Consider the following 24,310-nt stretch of genomic DNA (forward strand, 5'->3'; position numbering starts at 1 on the left):
GGTATAAACATGTCGCTGGTCGGCGAAGAGCGTAAAAAAAAGATATTGGATCTGCTCGACAGCCATGGCAAGGTTCGCTCTCCCGAGCTGGTGAAACACCTGGATGTTTCGGCGGAATCGGTGCGCCGGTATCTGGAAGAGCTTGAGCAGGAGCAGAAACTGCGGCGTGTATACGGCGGGGCAGTCAAATGGGAGGCGGCACACGCCGAGCCGCCTTATCGCGCCCGGGAAATCATGCATCTGGAGCAGAAAATGAAGATCGGCCGCAAAGCGGCGGAACTGGTTGAAGACGATGATGTCATCTTTTTGGACGACGGCACGACCGGGCTGCAGATGATCGGTTTTCTGCAAGGCAAGAAGCGGCTGAAAGTCGTTACGGTATGCGTCTCTTCGTTAAACACGCTGATCGAGCAAAAAAACAAAGGTTGCTTTGACGGCGAGATTTTGTTTATCGGCGGCCGGATTAATGCCGAGCATAACCGTGTATCGGGGGCGCTCGCATGCGATTTTGCCGCATCGCTGCATGTGGACAAAGCGTTTATTGCCGCCGACGGAGTGCATATTGAAGGCGGCGTGACCAGCTTTGATGACGAACGGGGCATCTTATCGCGGCTTTTTTTGAAAAACTCGCAACAGGTGATTGTGTTGTCCGATCATACCAAGTTAAGCAATATCCATCTTCACCGGATCGGCAGGATGGAGGAAATCGATATGATTGTCAGCGATGTTCCTCCTCCGGAAGAATGGCGGGCCAAGCTGGAAGAATACGATATTCATTGGTTCGATGCGAGCCTTCAGGAATCATAATAAAAAGGGAGCTTATACCGGAAACATGCAAATCTGTGGATTTGCATGTTTTTTTGTTGCGCTGTGGGACAGCGAAAGATACCGATTTGATCAGATGCTCTTATGTTAAATTTTTTTTGAAAACGTCGTTGGTTTGTGTTGTTATTAGTTGTCATTGGTTGTAATATAAAGTGGAGTTGTTTGTTGCTTTCTACATTAAACTGAATAATCGAGGTGATAAGTCGTTGTTTGCAGCCGCTTTGATTCTGGTGCTTGCGTCGGGCATGACGCATTCGATCTGGAACTTATTTACCAAAAGAAGCACCAAACGGGTTGTGTTTCTTTGGTCGCTCCACAGTCTTTCATGTATTTGTTTACTGCCTTATCTTATTCGCGAATTGACAACCGTTTCGTTCCCGCTGCATGTGTATTTGATGATGCTGCTTTCAGGGGGAGTTCAGGGCTGTTATATTTGGTTGTTGAACAAAACATACGCTTACGGGGATATGTCGCAGGTGTATCCGTTCTCCCGCGGCACGGCAGCAGCGCTTATTCCCTTGGTCAGCCTTGCGGTATTCCATGAACGCATTTCATGGTTGGGATGTATAGGTCTTGGCATCATCATTGCCGGGTTGTTTATATTAAGCGGGGCTGCGCGTATTCGCACATGGACGGCATCGAACCGTAAGGCGCTGCTTTATGCCGTCTCCGTTGGTATCTGCATTACTTCTTACACGCTGATCGACAAGACGATCATTGGCGCAGGTTTTTCGCCAATTGCTTTGATTGAAATATCGAATATCGGGAGCGTGCTTGTATTGACGGCTCCGGCGCTTTCTTCAATGGCCAATTTGAAACAGGAATGGCGCATCAATTGGAAGACGATCGTGCTTGGTTCCATTTTATCGCCGGGATCGTACGTATTGTTTTTATATGCAATGAAATTAGCGCCGCTCTCGCATATCGCTCCTGTCCGCGAAATCAGCACCGTGTTTGGAACACTGCTTGGCATCTTCCTGCTGAAAGAATCGCAAGGAAGGATTCGAATTATTATGTCCGCGTGTATTACATGCGGCATCATCACTTTAAGCCTATGGGGCTAGGAGAGGCGGAGTCGAAATGAGTCAACAGGTTGTGGAAAGGGTTGTTATTATTGGAGTGGATGGGGCCGGCAACTATGTGACCCAAGCGCATACGCCGCAATTGGATGCGCTTTTTGCTAGCAGTGCCCATACGTTTGAAGCGCAGACCGTATTCCCGACCATCAGCGCGGAATGTTGGGGAGCGATGCTTTACGGCGTTTTGCCGGAGGAACACGGCTTAAACAATGATATCGCCGCTGCATCGGCGATTCCTGACGATTTCCCGCATCGCTCCGTCTTTGGCGTCGCACGTCATCGTTATCCCGATGCCAAGCTGGCATCCTTCTGCTGCTGGTCCCCCATCAATACGGGCATTCTCGAAAGTGCCGCCGGTGTGCATACGGAATCCCTGCCGGATGAGGAGCTACCGCAGGCTGCGATACGTTATATGCGGGAAAACCCGGACTTCAAGCTGCTGCAGGTCATTTTTGACGGGGTGGATGCCGCGGGACACAAGTTTGGTTACGGAACGGCGGACTACTTGGATGTGATCACTGCAACAGACGGACGGGTAGGAGAAATCATAGAGGCTTTGAAGCAGCACAATTTATGGGAAGGGACGGCGTTGATTACGGTTACGGATCACGGCGGAGGGGGATTGCACGAAACCGGACATGGCAGCGACGATCCGCGGGATATGACGATTTTTTGGTCTGTGGCCGGTCCGGGGATACACCCCGGTCTCATTAAGTCGCCCGTATCGATACTGGACACCGCTCCGGTGATAGCCAAACTGCTGGAGCTGCCTGTACAGGAGAAGTGGAAGGGGAGCGTTCCGGGGGACGTGTTTTTGAGCTGAGCTGCTCATCTTTTTTTACGAAACAAAAATGGATCTCAGGGTACGCCCTAACAAGCGAATAGGATTATCCATATTTACAACACGAGACATTAGTCTCGTGTTGTCCTTCAAGGTCATTCGTAGGTCAGGTAGAGTTCTCTGCACTAAATTCATAAACTACTGAGGATTACCCGGTTGAAAATAGAATACTCCGCTGTTATTTGAAAAGCAGGTGAAAGGACTCGTGGGCGCGAATATAGTGGGTGACATGCTTACGAAGATAGTTTCCGCTATGCGGAAACTCAGCCAATCCTTACGAAGCAGTTTTTGCTCCGCAAAAACTTTTAGGAGTGAATCCCATGAACGAGCTTACCCGGCTAAAGCCTGAAGTGCGCGCTTATTTGCAGCGCATCGGTTACGAAGGGCCGCTTGACGGCAGTGCGGAAGCGCTTGCCGAACTTCAGGAGCGGCATCTTCATACGGTGCCGTACGAAAATTTTGATATTTTACGCCGCATCCCGCTCTCTTTGGAAGTTACCGCTCTCTATGACAAAATTGTCACCCGCCGCCGAGGAGGATACTGCTTTGAGCTGAATGCACTGTTTGGCTGGCTGCTGCGCGAGCTGGGTTATCCGGTTACCGATTTGTTCGCCCGCTTCTGGCGCGACGAACCGAATCCCCCGCCCAAACGGCGGCATCATGTGCTAAAGGTCGAAGCGGCGGGCAACTTCTACTTGTGTGATGTCGGTGTTGGAGGTATTGTCCCCAGGCGGCCGATCCAAATGACAGAGAAGCTCGAGCATCGGCAAGGCGACGAATGCTACCGGCTGGAAACCGATGCTTATTACGGCTGGATGCTGTGTGAACTGAAGCGCGGAGAATGGTGCAAGCTGTACTCCTTTACGGAGGAACCGCAGTTGCCCAAAGATTACGTAATGGCGAGCTATTGGTGCGAAAATGCGCCGGAGTCGATTTTTACCCAAGCCGCGATGGTAGCGGTCCGCACCCTTGACGGACGCAACAGCGTCGCCGGTAAAGAATTCCGCATCTTTACTCCTGCGGGCGTAAACGCCTTTACTCCGCAGACGGATGAAGAATACAAGGAAGCGCTGCGCACTTATTTTGGCATCGTATTGGATTAGGGGTATCCCGCTTAAAAATTGAATTACAAACGGAGAACCGGAGCTTAACAACTCCGGTTTTTTTGTGTTAGTGCACAACTTTGGTAAAATTGAAACAATTAGCAGGGAGTTGACGTTTAGTAAGTATCGTTTATACGACGTATTGACGTTTGCAGCGCATTTTGGAAAAAATCGTCATGAAATTTGCCGTTTGGTCCATAATAACAACCATGCGCTTTGATAATCACCACGATCAGGAGGCCCTTTATGATTAGAAAAACGTTTAGTGTTCTTGCCGTATGTGCCTTATTTGCAGCCGCCGGATGCAGTGGGTCGGGTTCAGGCTCAGCGTCTCAGCCCAGCGGCCCGGCCGTCGCCGTATCCGGCGCAACAGCGGATTCCGCTTCAACCGGAGGGCAGCCGACTTCACCTGGAGCTTCCGCTGCACCTGCAGGCCAAACCGCAGCAGACGGGGGAAAAACGGCTTCGCCGGTTTCACAAAATACGGACGCGCCGAACAGCCCGTCCCGTCCCGCATCCGAAAATACGCCGATGAGTGAAGTGACGGCCGTGCGCATTATCGATCCGGCTTCCGGCTGGACCGGCGGCAACGGCTGGATTGCCCGCACCGATAATGGCGGTAAGGCTTGGGCCAAACAATACGAAGGAAAAGAGTCCATTAAGCAGCTGTTTGCCTTAAACGGCAAGGAAGTATGGTCGGTGACAGGCAACGGCGGCGCTTCGGGCACTAACGCTGCCGAACGGCTGCAGCTTCTGCACAGCACGGACGGCGGGAAGAAATGGTCTTCAGCCGGTACGGTGCCAAACGGCGGCTTCCTGCACTTTGTCTCTTCGCAGGAAGGTTTTGCGGCCAATGCGCATACCATAGACGGCGGCAAGAGCTGGGAACAGCTAACGGTGCCTAGCCCTATCGTGGGCGATGCGTATTTTCACGACAAAAAGAACGGTTGGGCGGTTGCAGCCGACAACGGCAAGCTGCTCGTAAAACGGACGACGGACGGCGGAGCCACATGGCAAAACGTGATGTCGCGGGATTCGGCAGCGCCGGTGAACGGCGCGCTCATCCGCTCGGCGGGCGTCAATGACGCATGGATCGAAGTGATCGGCGACTCCGGCATGTCGCAGACGTCGTATTCGCTGTTTCATACGCCGGACGGCGGCAAAAGCTGGGTGACCGTCATCGCCAATTCCACGGCGGGTGCGGGACCAGCGCCCGGTTTCCCGGCCGGTTACAACGACGGGCCGAAAAACAACGGCAGCAAACCCGGCATGTTGTACGTCGTCGATACGAACACCGCGTTTATGAGCGGATTTTGCCCGGCTTGCGACAAACCAAACACCGTAGGCTGGACCCATGACGGAGGTAAGACGTGGAATAACGGCACCGAGTCGTTTGGGGGCTTTGGCGGTTCGCTGCTTGCTATGGCGGACAGCAACAACGGCTGGATGATTACGACCGACCGCACGGAACCATCGATCATGTATACGACATCGGACGGCGGAAAGCATTGGACTGAAGCTCATAAGTTCGACAAACCGAAGCCATCCGCTTCGTAAACGAAACAGGCCCTGACGGTTGCATACCGCTTCAGGGCTTTATGTTTTTTTGTTGACATACCGACCGAAGGTATGTAGAATAAAAACAAAAGTACCGACCGAAGGTATGTTGGGCGATTGCTCAAAGAAAGGGACTGAGTATATGAATAAAACAAAAAAAGAAATCATTTTTACCGTCGTATTAAATATTGTTTTGCCTTATTTGGTTTATCAACTGCTGATTCCTTATACAAGCGGGATTACAGCTTTGTCGGCCGCGGCGTTGATTCCGCTCTGCGATTCGCTGTATACCCTCATCCGTACGAGGCGGATGGACGCATTTTCCGGTTTTATTTTTCTAAGCATCGTCTTGGGCATTATCGCCGTGGCTATCGGCGGCGACGAAAGATTTATTTTGCTGAGAGAATCCTACATTACCGGTGTCATGGGGCTTTTGTTTCTGGTTTCGCTGTTGTTCTCCAGACCGCTTATTTATTATTTTGCAGAGCGGTTCATGGGCAGCGAATCCAACATGAACGATAAATGGCTGAGCTCTATGGGGGTGCGCAGGACGATGCGCTTGATGACGTTTGTTTGGGGAATCAGCTTGCTTTTTGAAGCGTGCGTCAAGGTTATGCTCGTATATGCGATATCGATTCCTACTTTCTTAATCATATCGCCGATTGTCACTTACGGGCTGATCGGCTTGACGATCTGGTGGAATGTTTATTATGTCAAACAAATCAGAAAGAAATCCGCGATCGCTTAATCGTCGCGCAAATAGGAGTGATCTTATGACGGAAAAAACGATAAATCCCAGTCTGCAGCTGATTCTGGACATTGCCGAGAAGTTGATCCTGGAGAGGGGCTGCCGCAACACGACACTGCAGGATATCGCCGATCAGGGCGGGTTAACCAAAGGCGCAATTTATCATTACGTAAAAAGCAAAGACGAGTTGTTCGGCTTGATCCTGGAGGCCGGACTGCAGCAGACGAACCGGCGTTTTATGGAGTCGGTGTCCGACTCCGTTTCACAGAAAACAAGCTCCAGAGGGCCCATCGAGCTGCTGGCGCGGCGGCTGCATGCGTTATCTGACGGGAGCAACGCGATCGGCTTGATCTTTATATATTTGCTCAGTCAGAAAGACAAACCGGCGATTGCTGAGATACTGAACCGCTATTACGCAACGTCGATTCAAATGACCCAAAGTTGGATTGAGGTCGGCAAGCAGCACAAGGTTATTCCCGAGCAGGTGGATGCGGAGAAGGCCGCAAAGATGTTTGCCATTTTCAAAAACGGCCTGCAAATTCAGAATCTGGTTTCGCTTGAATCGGGACATGTGCCGGATGACGAGATTTACGTGTTTGTATTAAGCGCATTGGGAATTAAAGATGTGTAACCGCGGGGGCATGGCCCGGTCCGGTCCGATCATATTTGCCGAGACAACCGCCGCCTAATAGCCAAACGGTTTCCTCCACATACAATAGACTAAATACACGCCTCATCCCCCGGAAGCTTGAGACTGACAGGCACCGTTACTTAAACGGTGCGATGTATCATCCGGAAATGAACATCCTCCGGAACATGCGGTGCTTGCAGGATGAAGTCGATTGCGGAAGATGGGCGTATGGGGAGGATACCGCCATGCCATATTCGGATGTAAACAGGGCTGACCCGGTTGAAGCCGCTCGCGGCATTATCAATCGTCATTTTCCAGGCTGCACCGTTGCTATCTTATCGGGAAGCGCGCTGCGTCACGTTACGCCGACCTCCGACCTGGATCTAGTTGTCTTTGATGCCTCTTGCGGAGATGTATTCCGCAAGTCGTTCACCGATGGCGGCTGGCCGGTCGAAGTGTTCCTGCTGCAGCAGGAAAGTTACCGGTTTTATTTGGACGAAGCGGCATACAGCGGGGTTCCCTCTTTGCTGCGCATGTGCGCAGAAGGTGTCGTTATTAAAGATGACGGCAGCGCGGCTGCGTTTATTCAGGAAGCCAGAGAATGCCTGCTCGAAGGTCCTCCGGAATGGGAGGATAACGACAGCAGACGCTGCCGTTACCAGCTGTCGGAATTGCTTGACGATTTTATCGGCGGAGAGAACGGGGCCGAGCATATGTTTACGATCTCCCGAATCGTGCTGCTGTTATCCGAGTTCGTGCTGCGCAGCAACCGCTGCTGGATCGGGGGAGACGGCAAATGGATGAGCCGCGCGCTGGAAGACTTCGATCCGGATCTTGCTGACGGCCTGCTGCGGGCTGTCGGATTGTTTTATTCGCGCAGCGATAAAGAACCCTTGATCCAGCTGTGTGAGGAGCAGCTTGCCGCTTATGGAGGCCGGTTATTCGAAGGTTATGAGGAATAACGCTTATAAGGTGTTTCCAGCTGCTGCAGGCTTCTTCCGCTATCTTGCCATGGGCCAGCGAATGGTGTAACGTATTAGGATGATACACTTCTAATACTGATGAGGCGGAGGCATGTATGAACCGGGATTTTACTCCAACCTATTATTCCATCAAGCGGAATATTAAAGACCAAATAGCCCGAAACATCCTCCAGCCGGGCGAGCTGCTGCCGGGTAGAAAGGCGATGTGCGAGCTGTACGATTGCAGTTGGAGTACACTCAACCGGGCGGTCAACGAGTTGATCCTGGAGGGCGTGCTTACGGCTGAGAAAGGCAAGGGCACCTATGTCTCAAGCCGGCCGCAGCCGGGTGCGGCCGGAGGCGAGCAACCTAAGACGCTGAATGTATGGCTCTGCAATCCTTATCCGAGCGTATACGGCATGATTTCGGAGATGATGGACGGCATGCGCGAGGAAGCGCATCAGCGCGGAGTATCCATCCGTTTTCTGGATTTGGTCGATTCGGCGATTCCTAAGGAATTGGATGAATATATCGTGGTTACGCCTTCCAATGAACAGTTGGTTTCGCTAATCGAAGCTTACGAATACGGCTCCCGGTTTGTCGTCGTCAATTCAAGCTGGCAGGGCGCGCCATATCCATGCATCGACGCGGATATTTTCGGAGCGGTGAGCGAGGCGACAAGTCTGCTGCTTCACAAAGGCCACCGGAACATCGGTCTGCTTGGCATCCGCAGCGGATTGTCCAACTACGAACGCCGGGTTGATGCGTTTCGCGGCGCCTTCCTTCAAGGCGGTCTGCCTCTGTCGGACGAGTGGATCGTAGGCCGGCCGGAGAACCGGGAGGAAGCGAAGAAGCTTTACGGCGAATGGCTCGACCGCCATTCCGAAGTAACCGCATTGTTCGCCGCCGACTATGCGACAACGCTCATTTTGCTTGAGTTATTGGCGGAGAAAAACATCAAGGTACCGCAGCAAATCTCGCTGTTCACGGTAGGTGCGCCGCGGTTTGCTTCGCTGCAGAATACGCCGATCAGCACGATTGTGCAGCCGTTTTACGAGATGGGCCGTCTGTCCGTTGTCCGGCTGCTGGAACGGCAAATGACGGGCGGAACGGAGCTGTTGGCTTGTAAGCTGCTGATGGGTGATTCGGTCAGCACCGTATGAGCAAGGCATTGAATCGTCAAAAAGCCGCAGTTCGACAAGTCGTTAGCGATTGTTGATAGGCGGCTTTCGCCTCGTCGATAAGTCCGATGGAAAAAAGTCGTCCTCTTCGAAGGTTTTTTTGTTGACAGAAACGATGGCTTCATACTAACATTGATATATATGTATAAATGTATACATGAGGAGGTGAGCATTAAAAATGAGATGCGCATTTTCACTGGCCATCATACCTGGGCGGGAGGAGGAATATGACCGGAGGCATCAGGAGGTGTGGCCGGAACTTCTTCAGCTGCTTAAAGAGAGCGGTTTCAGAAATTACTCGATTTTCCGCCGCGGTTCGGTTTTATTCGCCTATATGGAGTCGGAGCAGCAACCGCTGCAAGCGTTTGTGCGCATGCAAGAACATCCGGTACAGATCAAATGGCGGGACTATATGTCCGATGTGCTTGTCCGCGACGAGAATATGGGTTTTACGTTTATGGATGAAGTATTTCACTTGGAGTAAAGACAGGAGGAAGCTTTCATGTCACAGCCGCCGGGAACAACTGCGGAGCAACCCTTGAACATTTTGTTTATTATGGCCGATCAACTTCGGTACGACAGTCTTGGTTATACCGGCCATCCGCTTGTTCGGACGCCGCATATCGATAAGCTTGCTTCGGAAGGTACACGTTTTGAACGGACGTATGTGCAGTGTGCCGTCTGCGCGCCTTCCCGGGCATCCATTTATACGGGGCGTTATATGCACAATCACAAGGTGCGCTTTAACGAGGTGCCGTTTGGTGCGGGTGAACGGACGATCGCCGATTATTTCAATGACGCCAATTACAGATCGGCTTTAATTGGCCGGACGCATTTTACGCCGATTACGGAAACGTACGGCTTCGAGTATTACGCCTACTATGACGGTTTGCCGGCCAAGGACGGCTTCTCCGCTTACCCCGACTATTTGCGCCGCTGCGGTTACAGCGAAGAGGATATCCGGCTGCGTTATTGGCCGAAGGAGCTGACGCCGAAGCCGGGACACGAAGCGTATCCCGAAGATTTTGCCGAAGCGCATTATCCCAGCCGCATCCGGGAGGAGCATTCGGACACAGCTTATTTAACCAACGAAGCGATCCGGTTTATGGAGGAGACGGCGGACCGGCCGTGGATGCTGCATTTGTCGTATTGGAAGCCGCATCTGCCGTTCAGCGTGCCGGAGCCGTACTTTAGCATGTACGATCCTGCCGAGGTGCCCATGCCCGAGCTGCTGGAAGGGGAGCTGGACAACAAGCCGCCGCTACAAAATCTGTTCCGCGAGGAGCGGCGAGGCCGTTTTCTGGCCGACGAAGAGCGGCTTCGGCGCGTGCGCGCAGCGTACTACGGCATGATTACCCAGCTTGACGACCATTTGGGCAGACTGTTCGAAGAAATGCGCCGAATGGGTGTGCTCGATCGCACCCTCATCGTATTTACATCCGACCACGGCGAATATTTGGGCGATCATTACATGATCGAGAAGGAGCTGTTCTACGAGCAGGCGCTGCATGTGCCGCTGATTATGAAGCTTCCCGGCGTCATTCCCCAAGGCCGCAGCATCCCGGAGTTCGTGGAGTCGGTAGATATTTTACCAACGTTGCTTGAGGCTGCCGAGCTTAAAGTGCCTAACGCCGTTCAAGGAAAAAGCTTGTTTCCGCTGATGAACGGTACCGCGCGTGCTTGGAGGCAGGAGGTGTATGCCGAGTGGGACTTTCAATATTACCACTGCCGCCGTTTGCTGGGTCTCGAACCGGATCAATGTAAAGCGGTGATGGTCCGCGACGACCGCTGGAAGTATGTGCATTACAGCGATCAGCCTTGCGAGCTGTACGATCTGCATGCCGATCCCGGAGAGCTGCGCAATCTGGCCGATCGGGAGGAGTTTCGGGAGCTGATGGAGGAGAAGCGGCGGCAAATTCTTGAATGGCGGATGCGCACGGAGGATACGACGCCCGATGTGGACCTGACGTTCGCCACCTATTTGCGCGATCCATGGGTTGCTGGTTAGCAGAGAGGGGGAGACGGTTTGGAGAACACGCAATTGACGTCCGCCCAAGCGGGGCGGGCCGCGGCTTCGCAAGCCAAAAGGGCGAAAATGATCCGCAAACATGTAATCGCTTACGCTTTTCTGGTGCCCATTTTTGTTTCCATGGCGTTATTTAAGTATTATCCGTTTTTTACGGCAATCGTGAAATCGTTCTATCAATGGAACGGGGCGAATATCAACAAGTTTGTCGGATTCGACAACTTCGTCAAGCTGTTTCAAGACCCGACCTTCTATGTCTCGCTCAAAAATGTAACGCTGCTGACGGCCAGCTTTGTCGTGATCCAGCTCACCTTGCCGCTTTTCGCCGCTGTGTGCGTGTTCCATGCCCGAGGCAGGATTCAGAATATGTACCGGGTGTTGTTTCTGGTGCCGATGGTCGTCCCGTATATCATTATCTACTTATTGTGGCGCTGGATCTACGTGAGCAATGGCGTGTTGAACGCCTTGCTCCAAAGCGTCGGGCTGGAAAGCTGGACTCACGCTTGGTTGGGAGAAAGCGCGACGGCGCTAGGCGCGATCATATTCGTCAATTTCCCTTGGATCGGCGGGATTTATTTCCTTATTTATTTGGCGGGGCTTATCACGATTTCGCAAGAGCTGTTCGAGGTCGGCAAACTGGACGGCATGAATGTATGGCAGCGGTTCTGGCATATCGAGCTGCCGCTGATCCGCAACCAGATTCGGCTCATCATCGTGCTGGCGATTATCTAGCAGTATCAGAGCTTCGAGAATGTGCTTGTACTGACGAACGGCGGGCCCGGTTTTTCTACGCTGACCCCGGCGTTGTATCTGTACAAAAAAGGCTTCGAATACAACGAGTTGGGTTATGCCTCAGCGATCGGCGGAACGATCTTTGTCATCCTTGTTTTATTTACACTCGCGGCAAACAAGCTGATTAAACAGACGGACAAACTGGATTAAGAAGGGGGAGAGCGAGTGCGGAAATTTTCTATCAGTGCGGCGGCGGGCCATCTGGCGCTGGCTGTGCTGCTTGTCTTGACGCTGATGCCGTTTTACTTGCTGCTGATCACATCGGTAAAGTTCAAGGATCAGATCGTATTTGATTTCTGGTCTCCCGCATTCCCATTGCATTTCGAGAATTATGCCGGGGCCTTCCTGCAGACATGGCCGTTTATTCTGAATTCCATTCTGATTACGGCAGGGATTATTGTTTGTGTGCTGATTAATTCGGCGCTGGCCGGATATGCGTTCGCAAGATTTCAGTTTTTCGGCAAGGAATTCCTGTATTTTATTGTGATGATTCTGATGATGGTGCCGGCTTTCCTGCTGCTGATCCCGCAATTTATATTGTTTAAAAATCTCGGTTTGCTCAACACGTATTGGGCGCAAATTTTCGGACCGATGGCAGGAGCTTCCTCGCTGGCGGCAATGCTGATGCGCACGTTCTTCGAAGGCATATCCGGCAGCTTGCTGGAGGCTGCGGAGATGGAAGGCGCGGGTGAGGTGCGGATTTTTTGGCAGTTTGTGCTGCCGCTCTCCAAGCCGGTGCTTGCTACGGTGACGATTATTAATGCCCTTAACGGCTGGAACAACTATATATGGCCGCTTGTCGTCACTTCGGGCGATAAGGTGCGGCCGATCATCTTGGCCTTAAGCAATATCAAAGGCCCATTGGACCAGGTGGAGGGCTTGCAGTTCTCCGGTTATGTCATTGCCGCGTTTCCGATGCTGGTGCTGTTTTCGTTTGCCACCAAATCGTTTATAAGCGGGATTACGGCGGGAGCGGTGAAAGGGTAGCTGATTCACTAAACCGTACTGCCCCTGTGGAAGGGGGATCGATCCGTTAACAAGATGAAAGCTTCACCGCATGAAAGACCAATTCATGAAAGGGTGTTGAATCAATGATGATGACAAAAAGCGCCTCCGTACGTGCGGTTGCTGCCGGTTCTGCCGTTCTGCTGCTCCTGGCCGGGTGCAGCGACACTCCTGCCGCAAGCACCGGCGGAGGGAATCAAGCGGGGAATACCCCTGCGTCGGGCAAAAAAACCGAGCTGAACGTGATGATTATGACAGAAACCAACGGCGACCAGGCGGAACAGCAAATTTGGGAAGAAACGGTCAAGTCGTACATGGAGCAAAACCCGAATGTCAAAATCGCCCTGCAGCTGCAAAATTTCGGCGGTGTGGAGCAGCACCGGGCTTGGGTAACGACACAGCTGATCGGCGGCACCGCCCCCGATGTGTTTACGACGCGGTACATTTGGGACCAGGAAGACTTGAAGAAGGACCTGCTACTTGACTTGACGCCGTATTATTCCAAGAAAAGCGCGCAGCTCGGCGATAAGACGTGGGAGGACGTATTTCCGAAGTCCGTTTTGCAGCGGCTGATCGGCGATAACAAAACGTATGCCAGCGTCCCGACCAGCATCGATTCCGTGCGTGTGCTTTACAACAAAGACCTGTTCGCCAAAGCCGGTATTCAGGCCGTGCCGAAGACGTGGAACGAATTTTTGGACGCTCAGGAGAAGCTGAAGAAATCGGGCGTCACCCCGTTTGGATTCCCCAATACGAAACCCGGGGACTACAATTACAGCTGGACTTCGCGGATTTTGACCGAAGAGCTGATCGCCGGGCAATACGATAAGATGGACGTCAATCAAAGCGGTTTTATCGAAATGAACGAATACGTGCGCGCCGTCGATACAGGCATGGTTGATATAACGAAATCGCCGTACAAGGACGTCTTCCCGATCATCAAGGACTGGAGCAAATATTGGGAGAAAGGTTTTAACGGCGTCGATTTCAATACGTCCTCCGACATGTTCCTGCGCGGCGAGGTGGCGATGATTATGCGTACTTCCGGACAGAGCAAGGAAATTTACGAATCGAAGGCCAAAAAGTTCGAGGTCGCCGCATTCCCGCTGCCTTATTTGACCAAGGAAAACCACCCCGACGCCGTAGGCAAGCTGATGGAAATCGGGGGTGTTCCGGCCGGCAACTTGGCCGTGCCGAAGACGATCAAACCGGATAAGGTCGATGCTGCGGTTGATTTTATGGCATATGTAACATCATCCAAAATTCAGGGCAAGCTGGCCGAGAAGCTGTACCGCACGCCGGCTACCGCGACCGCGGACATCCCGGACAACTTGAAGGGATTTATGTTTGTCGGCGATCCGATGAAACTGAACATCTACGGCGGCGAAGTCGACAAAAACGTCACGGAAAACAATCAGAAAATCGGCCAGCTGTACTTGGAAGGCTCCGTTCCGATCGAGAAATACATGGATGAACTGAAGAAGGTCATGCTGGAAGGCGCCAAGCAGAAGAAGCAGGAGAATAACTGGAACGCGGAAAATAATTACGGTAAAAAGTAAGGCAGCCGGTTCTGCGTTTGTTGAACGCAGAGATATTCAGGTAGACAATAAGAATACGTTTTGCGTTGGGCGCTGGTTTTCAGTCATTTCGGCTGAGAGTCAGCGTCTTTTTATTTGGGCGGATGCACCGAATGCCCAGTTCACTAATAAACTAAAGCAATGATATGGATTATGGAGAAAGGGGGAACTGCCGATGTATTGGTACCCATACGACTATGCCCGGGTTTTGAACGATCCCAAATTGATAGATGATGTGGCCAAAGCCATTAACGGCGAATACAGCGCCATTCAATGTTATGAGCGGCTCGCCAAGCAGGCGCCAAATGAAGAGGAGCGGAAACAAATCCTCGAAATACGCGATGATGAAATCCGGCATTTTCACGTTTTTACGCAGATGTATACTTCATTAACCGGCAAGCAAGCTAACCCGCAATGGACCGAAGCTTGTCCCGAAGGTTATTTGGAAGGACTGCACGCAGCCATTCAAGATGAGCAGCGCACGGTGGACTTCTATAACGGAGTCGCCGATAGGGCGGGCGATCCTCATATTAAGGAGACTTTTCGCCGGACGGCTGCCGATGAACAAAATCATGCGGTATGGTTTTTATATTATTTAACAATCCGTTTACAAAAAAGAAGTAGCCGCACAAACGTTCCGCATATATGATGAAGAGGGGACCAGCCCTCTTTTTGTTTTTCCGGACGAGCCGGCTATTTGCAGACGAGGAGTGAGCGAGCTTGTATTGGAAGTCGCTTGTTGAAATATTGCGGGTATCTCTGAAGCTGGGTCTGACCTCGTTTGGCGGCCCGATTGCCCACTTGGGGTATTTTCACAACGAATACATACGCAAAAGAAAATGGATGGATGAGCGCAGTTACGCCGATCTGGTGGCGCTTTGCCAGCTGCTGCCCGGTCCTGCGAGCTCGCAGGTAGGCATCGGGATCGGAACCGTTCGAGCCGGATTATTAGGCGGGGTGGTGTCGTGGATTGGTTTTACGGCGCCTTCGGTTATTGTATTGACGCTTTTCGCGCTGCTGACGCAAGCTTGGCATGTCGAGCAATCCGGCTGGATACACGGGCTCAAAATCGTCGCGGTCGTCATTGTGGCTCAGGCGGTTTTGGGAATGGGGCAAAAGCTTGCAACAGGCCGCAACCGGATGACCATTGCCGCGGCAGCGGCAGCGATTGTATTGTTATGGCAATCCGCGGCCGCGCAAATCGTTGTTATTTTGCTTGCGGCGGCAGCAGGGTATCTGTTATTTAAGGATAAGGCCGTCTCGGATGAATCGGCGCTGCACATTCCGGTTAGCCGAACAACGGGCGTCGTTTGTATCGTTTTATTCGCGGCCCTTCTGTTGGGGCTGCCGTTATTGCGAAGCGTTGCCGCATCGCAGGAGCTGGCTGTACTCGACAGCTTTTACCGCGCCGGTTCCCTTGTGTTTGGCGGGGGACATGTCGTGCTTCCGCTGCTGGAGAAGGAAGTTGTTCCTGCCGGCTGGGTAAGCAAGGAAAGCTTCTTGGCAGGATACGGCGCAGCGCAAGCGGTACCGGGTCCGCTGTTCACCTTTGCCGCTTATTTGGGAGCGGTGCATAATGGCATCGGCGGCGCGCTGCTTGCGACGATCGGCATCTTCCTGCCGGCTTATTTACTGGTGATCGGGGCGCTGCCTTTTTGGGGCGTGCTGCGGACGAATCCGAACATTCAAGGCGCCTTGGCCGGCGTGAACGCGGCGGTGGTGGGCATACTGCTTGCTTCGCTGTATAACCCGATATGGACTTCCGCCATTCTGGTTCCTGCCGATTTTGCGTTGGCGCTTGTGTTGTTTGTGCTGCTGATCGGCTGGAAACTGCCTCCTTGGGTCATTGTGGCTGCGGGGGCGGCGGGAGGAGCGCTTATCGCCGCAGTCTAACGCGGAGCAGCGGCGTTACGGACATCCAAGTTCGTTCGAATCCCGTGTAACTAACTGCATAGAGGCGCGTTCCTCCTTGGCCTCAGCGGTATCCGAGAGCATTTGTGAAACATGATCTTGTCATACAAAAAAAGGCTCGCCCAGACGGTTTGCGTCTTCGGCGAGCCTTTTTTGGTATGGAATACCATTATCCGTCCGTGTCTCGAAATTACACCAAAACAGCGGCGTTATCGAGCACCTTCCGGCCTTTGCCGTAAGGGATGCACATCGGAGTGCCAAACAGCGGATCATAGCTGACTTGGCATTGCAGGTCGAACACCGAATGGATCATCTCTTCGTTTACGATATCTTCGGGTTTGCCTTGCGCGAAGACCTTGCCATTTTTGAGCGCTACGATATGGTCGGCGTAACGGCATGCCAAGTTAATGTCGTGAAGCACCATGACAATCGTCCGCTGCTGCTGGGCGTTTAGTTCAAACAGCAGGTCCAGCACCTCTACCTGGTGTGTGAGATCGAGGTAGGTGGTCGGTTCGTCCAGCAGAATCGTGTCCGTTTCCTGCGCAAGCGTCATGGCGATCCAAGCCCGCTGTCTTTGTCCGCCCGACAAGGAATCGACCGTTCTTTCCGCCAAGTCGGTCAAACGGGTAGCGGCTAAAGCGCCCATTACATGGTCTTCGTCTTCTTGAGACCATTGGCGAAGCCAGCTTTGATAAGGATAGCGGCCTTGCTTGACAAGCTGCAGTACGGTCAGCCCTTCGGGAGCGATAGGTCCCTGCGGCAAAATAGCGAGCTGCTTGGCGACCTCTTTGGTCGGCATGCTGGCAATGCTGTGTCCGTCCAGCAGAATCGAACCCTGTTGCGGCTTCAGCAGCCTGGCCATCGAACGCAGCAGCGTAGACTTGCCGCAGCCGTTGCTGCCGATAAACACGGTTACCTTCCCTTTGGGAATCAACAGATTCAGCTGTTGAAAAATCGGGTCGCCGCCGTAGGTCAACGTCAAATTTTGAGTTTCAAGTATAGTCGTCATATGAACATCTCCTAAGGGCTTTCCGCAGGAAAGCCGGCATCGAAAGCATAAGCTAAGGGCTTTCCGAAGGAAAGCCGGCATCGAAAGCATAAGCTAAGGGCTTTCCGCAGGAAAGCCAATGGCACTTATTAGCGGCTGCGGTGTTTGTACAACAGGTAAATGAAGAATGGAGCGCCGACGGCTGCGGTGAACACGCCTGCCGGAATATCAAGCGGCGAAAACGCCGTGCGTGCAATCAAGTCGGCCAGCAGCAGTACAAACGAGCCGGTTAACGCGCTGACCGGCAGCACGCCTCCGAAGGAAGGGCCGACCAGCTTGCGAGCGATATGCGGCGCCATCAAACCGATAAAGCTGACCGCCCCGCAGATGGCTACCGCCGCACCGGCGAGCGCTACGCTGCAGCAGAGCAGCAGCAGGCGCTGGCGCTGCACTTTGGAACCGATGCCGGCGGCAACATCGTCGCCTAGCTCCTGCACATTGATGTTGCGCGCCTGTAGGAATACGAACGGCAGCAGGATACACACATAAGGCAGCATCGGGAAAACGTCCGTTTCCCAAGCGACACCGTAAATGCTGCCGGTCATAAAAGTGAGCGATTTGTTCGCCAGCACGATCGGCCCGGAAATCAGCAGCATATAAGTGAGCGAACTCATCGCGGTCGACATGCCGATCCCGATCAGCACAAGCCGCAGCGGAGAGACCCCGCCCTTCCAGGCGAACATGTAAATGATGCCGGATACGATAAAAGCTCCGATGACGGCGGCGATAGGCAGCAGATGAATCGTGATTGTCTGCCCCAGAAAATAAAAGAAACTGACCGCCCCAAGTGTCGCTCCTCCGGTAATCCCGGCAATATCCGGCGAAGCCAGCGGATTGCGGATAATGCCTTGCAGTATTGCTCCGGCTACGGCAAGCGAGGCGCCGGCCAACAGGGCAATGAGAATTCGCGGCAAACGCAGCGTGTAAATGATCGTCGAACTTGTATCGCTGCCGTAACCAAACAGCGTTTTAATCACTTCATCCACAGGAATGCGGCTGCTGCCGACCCCGATGCTGATAACGGCAAGAATGATATTAATAATGGCAAGTATGATGCAAACCCAAATCGTTTTGTAAGAAAGCAGCGCCGAGAAGCGGCCGCCCCGGTCGCGGAGGGCGAAACTTTTATGCAGCTTCATGATGAGAACCCTCCTTTTCTTGCTATGTACACAAAGAAGGGTACGCCGATCAGGGCCGTCATGACACCGACGGGAACCTCTTTCGGCATGGCGATGAATCTTGCGCCAAGATCGGCTCCGACAAGCAGGATCGCCCCAAGCACAATACAGTACGGAATGACCCAACGGTGATCAGTGCCGACTAGAAAACGGGTGATGTGCGGGATGATAATCCCGATAAACGCGATGGGTCCGGCTACAGCGACGGAGCCGCCGGCCAAAAATACGATCACAACCGCGCATACCAGCTTAATCATCGCAGTCCGCTGGCCCAAACCTTTGGCCACATCGTCACCCATAGCGAGCACATTGACCTGCCTGGCAATAATCAGCGATGCGACAAACCCGCATAACATATAAGGAAAAACACTTTCCAGCATGGACATTTCGCGGCCTGCAACGGAACCGACGATCCAGAACAGCACCTGTTCGAACGTTTTCCCGTTTGTCAGGAGAATCCCCTGCATTAACGAAGCGAATAAAGCGGTAACCGCCGCCCCGGCAAGTGTAATCTTGATCGGATTCATGCCGTCGCGGCCGATTGATCCGAGAGCGTAGACGACGATTGCGCTGATCGCGGCCCCGGCGAAAGCGAGCCAGGTAAATGCTTTTAAGCCCGATACATTAAAAAAACCGGATGCGATGACGATCAGCAGCGCGGCTCCCGAGTTAATGCCGAACAAGCTGGGCGATGCCAGCGGGTTCCGCGTAAGAGCCTGCATCAGTGTGCCTGCAACGGCTAAGCTTCCGCCAACCGCAGCGGCGATCAAAGCTCGCGGCACGCGGGCTGTACGGATAATGAGATGCTCGGTGGAGCCGTTAAACTGACTGTAAGCTTCAATGACTCTGGCAAAAGGAATCCGGGTTATCCCAAACAATATACTGCCCGCCATGCAGAGCAGCAAAATAACAAGAAAAAAAATCAGACCGGCGGTCTTCTGCCGGGCGCTTTGCAGCCGAACCATGAGACAAGCCTACTTTCGCAGTTAAGTTGTAGCTTTACGTTCTATATTAGGAGAACTAGCCGGATGTGTCAATGACTCTGATAATCATTATCAACATTATTGTTGACAACAAGGCAATTACCGTTTATAGTATCATACGGTAATGATAATCGTTATCATCATTTATTAAGATGCTACATATGAAAAAGGAGGCACATCGGGTGCAAAACAAACACAATAGAAACTTCATCCGGGGGTTCATGGTCGTGCTCTCAATCATGTTATTTTTGGTTGGTTGCGGCAGCAAAGAACAGGCGGCACCGGCTCCGGCGGCGAATACAGGCGGCAACGCAGCTGCTCCTAAAACAGACGAGGTTCGCGTCATTAAACATGCGATGGGAGAAACGGAAATTAAAGGAACTCCCCAAAGAGTCGTCATTCTTACTAACGAAGGTACGGAAGCGCTGCTTTCCGTTGGGGTAAAGCCGGTTGGTGCGGTTAAATCCTTCACCGGCAATCCTTGGTATGAACATATCAAAGCGGATATGCAGGGCGTTACGGTAGTCGGCGAAGAAAGCCAGCCGAATATCGAGCTGATCGCCGGTCTGAAGCCCGATCTGATCATCGGCAATAAGATGCGCCAGGAAAAAGTATACCCGCAGCTTAAAGCGATCGCGCCGACAGTTATGTCCGAAACGCTGCGCGGTGAATGGAAAGAAAATTACAAGTTGTATATGGAAGCTTTGAACAAGAAAGCCGAAGGCGCGAAGGTCATTGCCGACTTCGACAAGCGGATCGACGATTTTAAAGGTAAAGCCGGAGACAAGCTGAAGAAAACGGTTTCCGTTGTACGTTTTATGCCGGGCCGAATGCGGATTTACCGCGAAGACACGTTTACCGGCGTCATTTTCAAACAAATCGGCATTGCTCGTCCGGAGAGCAAAAGCAAGGAAACGTTCGCGGATGAGATTACGAAAGAAAGACTCCCTGAAGCGGAAGCCGACATGATGGTGTACTTCACGTATGAAACCGGGGACGGTAAAGGAACCAAGCTGGAAGAAGAGATTCTGAACGATCCGATCTGGAAAAACTTGAACGTCGTCAAAGCGGGCAAAGCTTTCAAAGTGGATGACGCGATCTGGAACACAGCCGGAGGCGTTAGAGCGGCTAACCTGCTGCTCGACCAATTGTTCAAAATGTATGACAACATGAAATAAAAGCTTTAAGTCAAATAAACCATGTATCTTGAGCGCGGCTCAGTGCATGGTTTTATTTTTACCCTCTCATTCAAATAAAAAGAAGCAAACCTTTTGAAGGTTTTGTACGTATGTACTAAAGTAGGTTATGATATTACATAACGATATTAAGTAAGGGGTTGGACATTTTTGAATAACACGACAAGCAAAGCCAGCTACAAAAATCAGCGCAAAGCTGAGAAGCAAAAGCAGCAGCAGAAAATGAAAAATTTAACCTGGATTACGGTATCGGGGCTTGTGGTATTGCTTATTCTTGCTTTTGTTTTTATACCGAAGCCTGCGCCCGCCGCTTTTGCATACGACAAGCTTCCTATACTGGGATCGCCCGATGCGCCGGTGAAAGTGGTCGAATTCGGCGACTACAAATGTCCTTCCTGCCAATTTTTCAGCCAGCAGATCGAACCGCAGATTAAGAAGGATTTTGTCGACAAAGGCGGGGTTTCCTTTTATTTCATGAACTTTACGTTTATCGGACCGGACTCATATACCGCTGCGCTGGCCGCGCAGTCGATTTATCATCAGAACAACGACGCTTATTGGAAGTTTTACGACGCTTTGTACAAAAATCAACAGAACGAGAAGCTCCAATGGGCAACACCTGAATTTCTGGTGAACCTGGCCAAGCAGCAAAACCTGCCTATCGACTTCAACAAGCTGCAGCAGGATATCGTTTCGAGGACGTATGCGGCCGAAGTGGACGAGCATAACGCGATGGCCAAAAAACTAAACGTAACCGGCACGCCGACGTTGTTTATCAATGGCGAGAAGATGGAAGAGGCGATGGACTACGCCAAGGTTAAGGCAGCCATCGAGAAAGCTCAAAAAGGTGCGAAATAATCGATGAGTGATTCGCGGGTACGACGTACGATGTATGATTATGCGCTATATTTTGCCTGGGTAGTGTCGCTGGTGGCGACGCTGGGCAGCCTGTTTCTGAGCGAGGTCATCGGTTTTGCGCCATGCAAGCTTTGCTGGTTCCAGCGCATCTTTATGTACCCCCTGGTGATTCTACTCGGAAGAGCAAGCTACACGAACGACCGCGGGCAGATCGCTTATGCGCTCCCGCTTAGCATTATTGGCGGCCTGTTCTCGTTGTATCATTATGCGGAGCAAAAAATACCCGGTTTGGCCAAGCTGCTGCCCTGCACCTCCGGCGTTCCCTGCAACGAAGATTATTTGAACTGGTTTGGGTTCATTACGATTCCGTTTATGGCGCTGATCGCTTTTATTCTCATCACGATATTTTTGTGGTGCGGAAGAACAAAACCGGAGCAAGCGTAATGACGGGCCGGGATAAATGGTTCTACGGAATTGCCGGCTTTGTGATCGTAGTGGATCAGCTCGGCAAATGGCTGATTCGTTCTCATTTCACATTGGGAGAAACCATGCCGCTCTGGAACCATCTGCTGACCTTGACATATTACGAGAACAGCGGCATGGCCCGGAGCCTGTTTCAAGGGTATGCCCGGTTGTTTATGGTGATGGCGCTTCTTTTTGTCGCAGGTGTAATGTACTACCGGAAACAAGGCTCGTTTCGCGGCGGATTGATGGACGCGGGCATGGCGTTTCTGGTCGGAGGGGCGCTCGGCAATGCGATAGATCGGCTGCTGTTTGGAAAAGTGACGGATTTTCTCGTTTTCCGCGAAGGGCACGGTGTCCTGAACTTGGCGGATCTGGCCATCAACGCAGGCATTCTGCTGGTTATTGCGGACATTGCCGTGCAGATGATCAAAAATGCCATTTACAAGCGCGGCGGGGACAGATATAATAAACCATAAGTTTTCTAGGGTTCCGCGGCGCTAACGCCGGTCCGGTCCGAGAGAAAACGCATGGCGCGGCCATGTTCACGGAGGGATAAAAGCCCGGGAGGATATCTTTTCAGATATCTTTCCGGGCTTTTTTTGCTTGCTCCGGAAACAATACAACAAGAGAGGAGTTGGTGGTTATGGCATGGGTGTATGTGCTGATCGCCGGTTTGTTTGAGGTCGTATGGGCGATTTCCTTGAAGGAGACAAACGGATTTACAAGGCTGGTGCCGTCAGTGATTACGATTGTCGGTATGGTGATCAGTTTTTATTTTCTGGCGATCGCGACCAAAACGCTGCCTATCGGCACCGCTTACGCGGCTTGGACAGGGATCGGCGCGGTCGGCGCGGTACTGGTCGGGATTTTGTTCCTGCATGAGCCAAGCAACTGGCAGCGGATTATGTTTTTGTTATTTATCGTGGTTGGTGTCGTGGGATTGAAATTTTCCTCCGGGCACTAATGAGCGGCACAAAAAAACGTCCTGTCAGCTTAAGACATGCTGGCGGGACGGTCCTTATGTGCGAGCAATTGCGAGTATTGGCGGAACATCGCCAATCGCCACGGTAAAATCATGCCAAACGCCAGCAGGAAAAAGACGGCGCCTGTTTGCGGAATCGAAATATATTGCTCCACGATATTGTGCAGCGCCAAACGAATAATGAGCAGTCCGATCAAGATAAAGGCAAACCATTTCGAACGTTTCATGTAAACTTGTCCGTCGGTGATCTGAAAACGTGTCGTCAATATAAGCGGCACGGAAAAAAGACAAGCTCCGACCAAAAAAGCGACAAGCGCCATTTCCCAGGAGATGCGCACTAACGGAACGGCGAACATCAGGAACCCCGTGCTCATGCCCAGCGGCGGAATCATAATTTTTTTGGCGGTTACCGGTCTGCTGCCGGCTTTCAAACGAATGAAGATGGAGAGAACCGCCATGCATATGACGCCGATCGTGGCGGTTGTTTGTATATTTAACGAGCCTAAATTCATTGTATCAGCTCCAATCCAAGAAACCTGCTTTATCCATTATAGCATGGTGTAGCAATGAAATCGAAGGCGGCCATTAGCGGAAATGGCGGGATTTACCTGCTGGCGAACTCTTCGACCATCTGGGCGCTTACGAATTTGCGCAGCGGCGAAATGCCTTGTTTGGCGTGTTCGTTAATAAGCTGGGTATAGCGATTAATTTCGTCGACGGTAAAAGGCTGACCCGCTTTGCAGGACGCAATAGCTTTCTCGATCGCTTGTTCGCGAAGCGCATCCAGCTCGACAAATTGTTCAAGATGTTGATTCATTTTTTTCGTGTGGTCGGTAATAGCTTGGCGGACATCCATCATGACATTCTCCTGTTCGTCGTTCAAAATATAAAAAAAACTCCGGTCGTTTTTGTTATACCACATATTGCAGGCCGGCTCAATTGGGAGACAGCCGCGCAGCGGCAGATTCGCCGTATGCAAAGCATGTTGTAACGGAATTGACACTGCCGCCGGAATGTGATTTAATATCCTTTAATTAAATACCGTCAAAGCTATGAAGGACACGGCGGATTGCCGCCATAGTAAGAATCGTGATGCTGCTTGCAGAGAGCCGGTGGAAGGTGCAAACCGGCACAGCCATGAATCCGAATTACAGTCCCGAGCAGATAGAGGGGAACATGCCTGCGGGCACCAGTAGCTTCTACCCGGCAACACCGTTTGCCGTTATCAAAAACAATGAGTGGAGGAAGCCGGTGGCCGGCTTTTTCAAATAGGGTGGTACCGCGAGCGCAGCTTCTCGTCCCTTACAGGACGATAAAAGCTGCGTTTTTTTGTGTTTTTCAAGGAACAAACAAGCACACTAT

The 24,310-nt window shown here is 52.0% G+C and carries 28 protein-coding genes and 1 riboswitch; of the genes, 23 read left to right on the forward strand and 5 right to left on the reverse strand.

The features are described from left to right. Positions 1–9 precede the first annotated feature (9 nt). The 17 genes from EYB31_RS13985 to chrA all read left to right on the forward strand — a co-directional run bounded on the left by EYB31_RS13985 (position 10) and on the right by chrA (position 16,220). Positions 10–807 (forward strand): DeoR/GlpR family DNA-binding transcription regulator, encoded by a 798-nt coding sequence (locus EYB31_RS13985; RefSeq protein WP_131013959.1) that lies wholly within the window; start codon positions 10–12, stop codon positions 805–807. Between the two features lie 224 nt (positions 808–1,031). Next, entirely contained in the window at positions 1,032–1,889 is an 858-nt protein-coding gene (locus tag EYB31_RS13990) for a DMT family transporter (RefSeq protein ID WP_131013960.1), read from the forward strand. Positions 1,890–1,905: 16 nt separating this feature from the next. Beyond that, complete coding sequence (locus EYB31_RS13995; RefSeq protein WP_131013961.1) at positions 1,906–2,727, forward strand: alkaline phosphatase family protein; 822 nt, start codon at positions 1,906–1,908, stop codon at positions 2,725–2,727. Between the two features lie 338 nt (positions 2,728–3,065). Further along, entirely contained in the window at positions 3,066–3,848 is a 783-nt protein-coding gene (locus tag EYB31_RS14000; protein ID WP_131013962.1) for an arylamine N-acetyltransferase family protein, read from the forward strand. 246 nt (positions 3,849–4,094) lie between these two features. Then, the gene (locus EYB31_RS14005) at positions 4,095–5,405 is read left to right on the forward strand and encodes a beta propeller repeat protein (protein ID WP_131013963.1); all 1,311 of its coding nucleotides are present in this window, start codon (positions 4,095–4,097) and stop codon (positions 5,403–5,405) included. A 142-nt stretch (positions 5,406–5,547) separates the two neighbouring features. Then, positions 5,548–6,153 carry a VC0807 family protein gene (locus EYB31_RS14010; RefSeq protein ID WP_131013964.1) on the forward strand — a complete coding sequence of 202 codons (606 nt, stop codon included), beginning with the start codon at positions 5,548–5,550 and terminating at the stop codon, positions 6,151–6,153. A gap of 25 nt (positions 6,154–6,178) precedes the next feature. Next, positions 6,179–6,784: a TetR/AcrR family transcriptional regulator gene (locus EYB31_RS14015; protein WP_131013965.1), complete on the forward strand. Its 606-nt coding sequence runs from the start codon at positions 6,179–6,181 to the stop codon at positions 6,782–6,784. Positions 6,785–7,029: 245 nt separating this feature from the next. Further along, the gene (locus EYB31_RS14020; RefSeq protein ID WP_131013966.1) at positions 7,030–7,746 is read left to right on the forward strand and encodes a nucleotidyltransferase domain-containing protein; all 717 of its coding nucleotides are present in this window, start codon (positions 7,030–7,032) and stop codon (positions 7,744–7,746) included. A 116-nt stretch (positions 7,747–7,862) separates the two neighbouring features. Continuing rightward, a complete protein-coding gene (locus tag EYB31_RS14025; protein ID WP_131013967.1) occupies positions 7,863–8,909 on the forward strand; it encodes a substrate-binding domain-containing protein in 1,047 nt (348 codons plus the stop codon). A gap of 196 nt (positions 8,910–9,105) precedes the next feature. Further along, complete coding sequence (locus EYB31_RS14030; protein WP_131013968.1) at positions 9,106–9,411, forward strand: L-rhamnose mutarotase; 306 nt, start codon at positions 9,106–9,108, stop codon at positions 9,409–9,411. 18 nt (positions 9,412–9,429) lie between these two features. Beyond that, the gene (locus tag EYB31_RS14035; RefSeq protein ID WP_131013969.1) at positions 9,430–10,935 is read left to right on the forward strand and encodes a sulfatase-like hydrolase/transferase; all 1,506 of its coding nucleotides are present in this window, start codon (positions 9,430–9,432) and stop codon (positions 10,933–10,935) included. Between the two features lie 18 nt (positions 10,936–10,953). After that, a complete protein-coding gene (locus EYB31_RS14040) occupies positions 10,954–11,685 on the forward strand; it encodes a carbohydrate ABC transporter permease (protein WP_131013970.1) in 732 nt (243 codons plus the stop codon). A gap of 21 nt (positions 11,686–11,706) precedes the next feature. Continuing rightward, positions 11,707–11,895, forward strand: a complete 189-nt coding sequence (locus EYB31_RS14045) for a sugar ABC transporter permease (protein WP_131013971.1) — start codon at positions 11,707–11,709, stop codon at positions 11,893–11,895. A gap of 15 nt (positions 11,896–11,910) precedes the next feature. Continuing rightward, positions 11,911–12,732, forward strand: a complete 822-nt coding sequence (locus EYB31_RS14050; RefSeq protein WP_131013972.1) for a carbohydrate ABC transporter permease — start codon at positions 11,911–11,913, stop codon at positions 12,730–12,732. A 104-nt stretch (positions 12,733–12,836) separates the two neighbouring features. Beyond that, entirely contained in the window at positions 12,837–14,309 is a 1,473-nt protein-coding gene (locus tag EYB31_RS14055; RefSeq protein ID WP_131013973.1) for an ABC transporter substrate-binding protein, read from the forward strand. 193 nt (positions 14,310–14,502) lie between these two features. Next, positions 14,503–14,976, forward strand: coding sequence for a ferritin family protein (locus EYB31_RS14060; protein WP_131013974.1), 474 nt, complete (start codon positions 14,503–14,505; stop codon positions 14,974–14,976). A gap of 71 nt (positions 14,977–15,047) precedes the next feature. Continuing rightward, a complete protein-coding gene (chrA, locus tag EYB31_RS14065) occupies positions 15,048–16,220 on the forward strand; it encodes a chromate efflux transporter (protein WP_131013975.1) in 1,173 nt (390 codons plus the stop codon). 208 nt (positions 16,221–16,428) lie between these two features. Here the strand turns inward: chrA and EYB31_RS14070 are convergent, their stop codons facing one another. The 3 genes from EYB31_RS14070 to EYB31_RS14080 form a co-directional block, all read right to left on the reverse strand. Further along, positions 16,429–17,247: an ABC transporter ATP-binding protein gene (locus tag EYB31_RS14070; protein WP_131013976.1), complete on the reverse strand. Its 819-nt coding sequence runs from the start codon at positions 17,245–17,247 to the stop codon at positions 16,429–16,431. Positions 17,248–17,375: 128 nt separating this feature from the next. After that, positions 17,376–18,425, reverse strand: a complete 1,050-nt coding sequence (locus EYB31_RS14075) for a FecCD family ABC transporter permease (protein WP_131013977.1) — start codon at positions 18,423–18,425, stop codon at positions 17,376–17,378. Then, a complete protein-coding gene (locus EYB31_RS14080; protein WP_131013978.1) occupies positions 18,422–19,429 on the reverse strand; it encodes a FecCD family ABC transporter permease in 1,008 nt (335 codons plus the stop codon). The genes EYB31_RS14075 and EYB31_RS14080 overlap by 4 nt, the downstream gene beginning before the upstream one ends. Positions 19,430–19,668: 239 nt before the next feature. On the opposite strand from EYB31_RS14080, the gene EYB31_RS14085 reads away from it, so the two are divergent. The 5 genes from EYB31_RS14085 (at position 19,669) to sugE (ending at position 22,930) form a co-directional block, all read left to right on the forward strand. After that, positions 19,669–20,625, forward strand: a complete 957-nt coding sequence (locus EYB31_RS14085) for an ABC transporter substrate-binding protein (protein WP_240762424.1) — start codon at positions 19,669–19,671, stop codon at positions 20,623–20,625. A 168-nt stretch (positions 20,626–20,793) separates the two neighbouring features. Continuing rightward, entirely contained in the window at positions 20,794–21,501 is a 708-nt protein-coding gene (locus tag EYB31_RS14090; protein ID WP_240762405.1) for a DsbA family protein, read from the forward strand. A 3-nt stretch (positions 21,502–21,504) separates the two neighbouring features. After that, the gene (locus EYB31_RS14095) at positions 21,505–21,945 is read left to right on the forward strand and encodes a disulfide oxidoreductase (RefSeq protein ID WP_131013980.1); all 441 of its coding nucleotides are present in this window, start codon (positions 21,505–21,507) and stop codon (positions 21,943–21,945) included. Further along, entirely contained in the window at positions 21,945–22,442 is a 498-nt protein-coding gene (gene lspA, locus EYB31_RS14100) for a signal peptidase II (protein ID WP_131013981.1), read from the forward strand. Before EYB31_RS14095 ends, lspA begins: the two co-directional genes overlap by 1 nt. Continuing rightward, positions 22,437–22,535, forward strand: a riboswitch (guanidine-I (ykkC/yxkD leader). (Overlaps the previous gene by 6 nt.) A gap of 74 nt (positions 22,536–22,609) precedes the next feature. Next, a complete protein-coding gene (sugE, locus tag EYB31_RS14105) occupies positions 22,610–22,930 on the forward strand; it encodes a quaternary ammonium compound efflux SMR transporter SugE (protein ID WP_131013982.1) in 321 nt (106 codons plus the stop codon). Between the two features lie 29 nt (positions 22,931–22,959). On the opposite strand, the gene EYB31_RS14110 is transcribed toward sugE, so the two are convergent. Together EYB31_RS14110 and EYB31_RS14115 are read right to left on the reverse strand one after the other, a co-directional pair. Beyond that, a complete protein-coding gene (locus EYB31_RS14110; RefSeq protein ID WP_131013983.1) occupies positions 22,960–23,460 on the reverse strand; it encodes a CcdC family protein in 501 nt (166 codons plus the stop codon). Between the two features lie 92 nt (positions 23,461–23,552). Further along, positions 23,553–23,927 carry a YpbS family protein gene (locus tag EYB31_RS14115; protein ID WP_338119940.1) on the reverse strand — a complete coding sequence of 125 codons (375 nt, stop codon included), beginning with the start codon at positions 23,925–23,927 and terminating at the stop codon, positions 23,553–23,555. 110 nt (positions 23,928–24,037) lie between these two features. On the opposite strand from EYB31_RS14115, the gene EYB31_RS14120 reads away from it, so the two are divergent. Beyond that, positions 24,038–24,220, forward strand: coding sequence for a hypothetical protein (locus tag EYB31_RS14120; RefSeq protein ID WP_131013984.1), 183 nt, complete (start codon positions 24,038–24,040; stop codon positions 24,218–24,220). Positions 24,221–24,310: the final 90 nt, after the last annotated feature.

The sequence above is a fragment of the Paenibacillus thalictri genome (genome assembly GCF_004307995.1).
Taxonomy (GTDB): Bacteria; Bacillota; Bacilli; order Paenibacillales; family NBRC-103111; genus Paenibacillus_AF; species Paenibacillus_AF thalictri.